Consider the following 5,419-nt stretch of genomic DNA (forward strand, 5'->3'; position numbering starts at 1 on the left):
GTACGCTAACTCCCCCTTTAGGGGGTAAGGGGGGCATATGAAAACCTACTTACCGCAAATTGAGCGAAGAATACTGGTAAGGCCTAATCAAACGTATGGCATCCTTAACTACGACCTGGATAATGCCTATCCGCAGCGCATGCTGGAATTGGTATCGGGATCACCTACTGCCAAAGACTGCTGGAATAAGAGGGCCAAATTTATAGCCGGTAACGGATTTGAAACAGAGGGTCTGGGTAAACAGGTGATAAATTCCAAAGGTTTAACATTGGCAAAGTTATTGAAAGCTTTGGCAACCGACAAAGCCTTGTTCACTGGCTTTGGGGTCCACGTAAATTACAACGCCAATTTCAAAATAGCTTCGGTTAACTATGTAAAGTTTGAAGACATCCGCATGGGCGATACCGATTGCCCGCAAACTGCCGGTAAATACGCGATCTATAATGACTGGGGCCGTAAAACCTGGAAGAATATTATGCGCAGTAAGATCACCTTCCTTGACGGCTACAACCCAGATCCTGTAGTGATTCAACAACAGGTTACCGATGCCGGCGGATGGGACAAATACAAAGGCCAGCTGCTTTATTTTAACCCCGAAGTTGATGATTATCCATTGATTGAAGCTGATTCTGTTTGGGAAGATTTTGAGACCGAAGCGGGCATTAAGGTTTTTAATAACCGCGAGGTAACAACCGGCTTTTTACCTTCAACCATGTTGTTTATGCGGGCCCGCAGGGAAGAAGCCGATAACAGCAGGCCCGATGCCGATGAGTTTGCCGGTGTAAATACTACATCGCAATTGGAGCAAGATCTTGGCGCATTCCAGGGAACTRAAAGCGCACAAAAAATCATTGTGATTGAGTACGAAGATGAAAACTCTAAACCGGAGTTTAAGGCCTACCCTATCCAGAACAATGATAAGCTGTTTGAAACAACGGAAAGATCAGTTGAAGCACGGATCATTAAAGGGTTCTCAGTACCGAGGGAACTCATCAATGCCGAAAAATCATCAGGCTTAAGCAATGGCGGTGAAAAAAAGCAGGCCATCATCGAGTTTAATGACAACACCGCGCCCGACAGGCTGGAGCTTGCCGAAACACTGGCCGAAGTATTTAGTCACTTTTACACCGATATTAACCCGTCCGGAAACTGGAATATTATAACCGTACCGGCTATAGCTGCCGACGATAATGCAGGTATAAAAGCAGGTAAAAGCATCAATGAGTTGCTTGCATCGGCCATTCCGTTGCAAAACAAAATAGCAGCCCTGGTTTATGCCTACGGCTTTAAACAGGCCGAGGCTGAGGCAATGTGTAATCCAGCCTGATTTTCAAGGTAGCACCTACGGCGCAAAACCTTTTTGGTTTTCTTCTACAAACTGGTAGCCCCTGCCGGGGCATCTTTCATGGCCAAATTCTTTACGCAAGATGCTGGTCATATAAATAACTTATCCATTAACATAATCAAAAGTCTCCCCCTTCAGGGGGAGATTTAGAGGGGGCTTCTTATGATCTATCTCATCAATCAAACCACATTTCAGCAATACGAGGATATTACTGTAAATATAAAACCCGAACGCCTGAAGGTATTCATCAAAAAAGCCCAGGAACTGGACTTAAAACCATTTTTAGGACATGCTTTATACTACGACTTTTTAACCCATTTTAACGAAGATGGCACCTTAAATGAGGATGCACCGCAGCACTATAAAGACCTGTTAAATGGCAGCGAATACCTGGACCAGTATGGACACATTGTTTTATACCAGGGCCTGTCGCCAACCATGGTTTACTTCACCTTCGCCCGCTTTATTGAAAACGATGCGGTGCATTATACGGCAACCGGCCCGGTAATTAAACGCCACGAAAATGGCGATCCGCTTACATCGCCCGAAGTTGTAAAGCTGGTACAACAGCAGCGCAGCATAGCCAATGCCTATGCCAACGACGTTGAAAAGTTTTTGTGGGACAATAAGACCGACTTCCCGCTTTGGAGATATAATGCAAAAAACAAAAGCAGCAGGCAGGCTGGTCCGCGCATTAGGGGTGTTGATAAAACAGATTTCAACTACCCGGGCAGCTACAACAACTATAATTTAACCATTACCGAATTTTTAAACTGATGGCAACTGATAAAAAAATAAGCGATCTGCCCGTAGCATCCATTATCAGCGCAGCCGACAATTCCATCCTGATAAAAAGCGGCACCGATTACCAGTTTGCCTTTAACACGCTGCTGCAGTTTATCGGGTCGGAATTGCCGGTAGGTGCGAATATTTCTTTTGGTGATACACTGCCCCAAAACATTACCGGTAAACCTGGCGACGTTTTCATCAATACAGCTACAGGTTCTATAGCGCAAAAAATAGCTGCCGTTTGGACAGTAGTTTATACCTTCCCCACAGGCAATGCCGCTGACGGAACCGTTTTATACGGCACCGGTAATCCCGGCAGCTCCACAGGTAAAAACAACGATACCTACATCAACACCCTCAGCGGCATTTTTTACAAAAAATCGGCAGGCACATGGAGCCAGGTATTCTCGATGCAAACCGGTCCGGCCGGCCCAGCCGGACCGCAAGGTGTAGCTGGCCCCGCAGGAGTAAATGGCAAAACTATCCTAAGCGGCACGGGTAACCCGTCCAATTTGTACACCGGTACCAACGGTGATTATTATATCAACACAACAACCTCTCACTTTTTTGGCCCGAAAACGGGCGGTGTATGGCCTGAAGGGTTTTCCCTGGATAACTCTGATGAGGAAGCTATTGCCAATGAAGCAAGTTTAAGGAGTGTAGCGGATGAGGTGTTGCAGGGGCAGATAGATGATAAAGTTGATGCAGTTGAAGGTTATGGATTAAGCCAGGAAAATTATACAACTTCCGAAAAGACGAAGCTTGCTAATTTGTCGGAGCATTTTAAAGGCAGCTATACAACTGTAACAGCATTAGCCATAGCTAACCCAATCGGTATTGCTGGTGATTATGCCTACGTTGATACCGGTACAGGTACCGATGCTAAAATGTATTTATGGGATAATACCGATAATGTTTGGGTACTCAGTTCGGGTGGTGGCATTGTACCCAACGCAACCGAAAATAATCCCGGCATTGTTGCATTTGCTACCATTGCGCAAGCCCTGGCACGTATCGATGATACAAAGGCAATGACTGCTTTAAAAACTATTAGCTTAATACTGGATGAAAAGAAAAATGTAGACAGGCAAATAGCGCCTATAGGAGTTAATGAAGTCTCATTTTTAATGAAAAACCCGGGAAATGTAGTAGCATTAACGATTGCCGGAGCTACGAATGCAAAACTTAAAATTGGCTCATCCGGAACATATCCGATCACAACGCAGACCTTCCCTTTTGCTTATTCGGCCGGCGATCGTGTTTTTGCAACATATAACTATTCAGACCTTAACAACGCAAGTTGTAATATAATTTTAACCTGTAGAGATAACTAAAATGAGTGCAACATATAATTGGACCTATAGGCCTGGAGTGGCTAATAAATACGGATTTACGGTTCCGAATTCAGCTGATGATGTTAAACCAGCAAATTTTTGCTATGTAGCAAAGTCGGGAAACGACCTAACGGGTAACGGTAGTAGACAACTTCCTTTTTGGACATTAACTAAGGCGCAAAGCGTAACTTCGCAGGGTGGAGTGATTATAGTTGGTAGTGGTGTTTATAGGGAGCAAATTCCCTATTTCAATAATCTCAATAAAAATTGGATAGGCGACGGCGATGTTGTGTTTGATAGTAGTTTCTTTGGATTTTTTCAAACGGATAACGGGGACAATTCATTTTATAATATAACACACAGAGGTGCCGGCGGGTATGTGCAGCAACCAGGTACACGTACAACTTCAGTTTACGACTGTATTTTTGATAATATTGCTATTTATCAAGGCTATACTACTATCGTCGTCAACTCTATTTTCTTGAATTGCAATGTTCCTATAAACTTCGAAAGTGGTAATCTAACTTTATCGAATTGCACTTTTTATAAATGTATATCAGTTTCCTTCGGTAATACAGTGCAAACGGCATTTTCCAACCTATTTTATCAATGCAATATATCAGCTAACAATCTTGCCAATATGGGCTTACTAAGATACAGCTTGTTTTATCAATGTAACTTTAAATTGACGGCTGGCATATCAAGTACTGGCGGTGCTCTTTATCCAAGCGTGCCAAGTGGGTTTACTTACTTTTCAAATATTGCTTCGTTAGTTTCCGCGCTGAATTCACTTTCTATATTTAACACGTTTAACGGTTCCGATATGGGCGACCCTCTTTTTAATAACGCGACCATAGGCGATCTTAGCTTAAGTTTCGCAAGTCCGGCAAAAAACCTTTCTTATTTTGGCACCTACGTTGGCGCAAAATCAATTGCATATCCGATAAAAGCCCGTGGAACTGAAAGTGCAGGCGATTTTGAGTTTGCAAGTGCTATTAATATTACGGCAACTGACGATAGTATAACATTAACCAATTCGGTAATAGATGCTCAAATTGACACTAATGTTATAGTAAATACTTTGGGTAGGGAATTGGCGAAGTTTCCATCTTACGGCTTTAACGCCGATAGAAATGGCCAATATATCGATAGCATAGCCGATTTAGACACAATTACTAAAAGCACTTCGGATGCGTTAACCGTAGGCATACCTTATATAGTTGAGGTTGGGGCTATTGCCTACAATGGCGCAACTTATCAACCTGGACAAAGGCTTACAACAGTAAGCGGGCAAACGTCGTTTACGTCCGTTGCGTCCGGTGTGGTTCGTGAAATTCTTGAAGCACCGCAACGACACACAATTATGGCAAGGTTTAGTGATGGCGGCGCAAACATTACTTCCGGTACGGCTTTGACGGGTGGTAATTATTATTACGTTGTATCCGGATCAATTACTTATAATGCGGTTAATTACAACGTCGGTAAGGTATTTAAAGCAATTGACACCAATGCTTTTTCCGGTTCCGGCGTGGTTATAGTAGCATTTAGCAACGAAAGCTATCAGCATTACGAACCAGGGATTAGGCCAACATCCAACAACACTGGCGACTTACGAACTGGTCTAATTATTAGAGGTAACGGCGACCCCGCTTATGTTAGAGGCGGTATAGGTGTACAGGAATTCCCGATAAACGCAAAGTTTATTCAGATAAGATATATTATTAGAGTCAATAATTTAAAACCATAATGGCTTATCAAATTTTAAGCAACGAAATTCAACCAGATGTTTTATATCAGGTCATTGGCATGCAATCAGTAACTTACAATTTCATAAGTTATTCAACTGGACAACGGTTTACAGGTATAAGAACAATTAAAACATTCACGTACTCAGGCACCGGCACCCAGGAAGTAAATGAAGTTTTTCAACTTTTTGGAGGTGCAATTGAAT

The 5,419-nt window shown here is 42.9% G+C and carries 5 protein-coding genes; all 5 read left to right on the forward strand.

Features of this window, described 5'->3' with window-relative positions; genetic code table 11:
• The first annotated feature begins 37 nt into the window (after window positions 1-37).
• A complete protein-coding gene (locus AC1DPZ_RS21100) occupies window positions 38-1,327 on the forward strand; it encodes a hypothetical protein (protein ID WP_477407127.1) in 1,290 nt (429 codons plus the stop codon).
• 180 nt (window positions 1,328-1,507) lie between these two features.
• Window positions 1,508-2,122, forward strand: a complete 615-nt coding sequence (locus AC1DPZ_RS21105) for a DUF6712 family protein (protein ID WP_477407129.1) — start codon at window positions 1,508-1,510, stop codon at window positions 2,120-2,122.
• On the forward strand, window positions 2,122-3,468 hold the full coding sequence (locus AC1DPZ_RS21110; RefSeq protein ID WP_477407131.1) for a collagen-like triple helix repeat-containing protein: 1,347 nt from the start codon (window positions 2,122-2,124) through the stop codon (window positions 3,466-3,468). Before AC1DPZ_RS21105 ends, AC1DPZ_RS21110 begins: the two co-directional genes overlap by 1 nt.
• A gap of 1 nt (window position 3,469) precedes the next feature.
• Window positions 3,470-5,215 carry a hypothetical protein gene (locus AC1DPZ_RS21115; RefSeq protein WP_477407133.1) on the forward strand — a complete coding sequence of 582 codons (1,746 nt, stop codon included), beginning with the start codon at window positions 3,470-3,472 and terminating at the stop codon, window positions 5,213-5,215.
• Window positions 5,215-5,419 (forward strand): hypothetical protein (locus tag AC1DPZ_RS21120; protein WP_477407135.1); only part of this gene is annotated, 205 nt, incomplete at its 3' end. The genes AC1DPZ_RS21115 and AC1DPZ_RS21120, both read left to right, overlap by 1 nt.

This window comes from Mucilaginibacter sp. P4_G9 (genome assembly GCF_056400985.1).

Excerpts from the sequence above, each read along its gene's own strand:
- AC1DPZ_RS21105 (WP_477407129.1), top strand. The coding sequence starts at position 1,508 with ATGATCTATCTCATCAATCAAACCACATTTCAGCAATACGAGGATATT.
- AC1DPZ_RS21110 (WP_477407131.1), top strand. The coding sequence starts at position 2,122 with ATGGCAACTGATAAAAAAATAAGCGATCTGCCCGTAGCATCCATTATC.
- AC1DPZ_RS21115 (WP_477407133.1), top strand. The coding sequence starts at position 3,470 with ATGAGTGCAACATATAATTGGACCTATAGGCCTGGAGTGGCTAATAAA.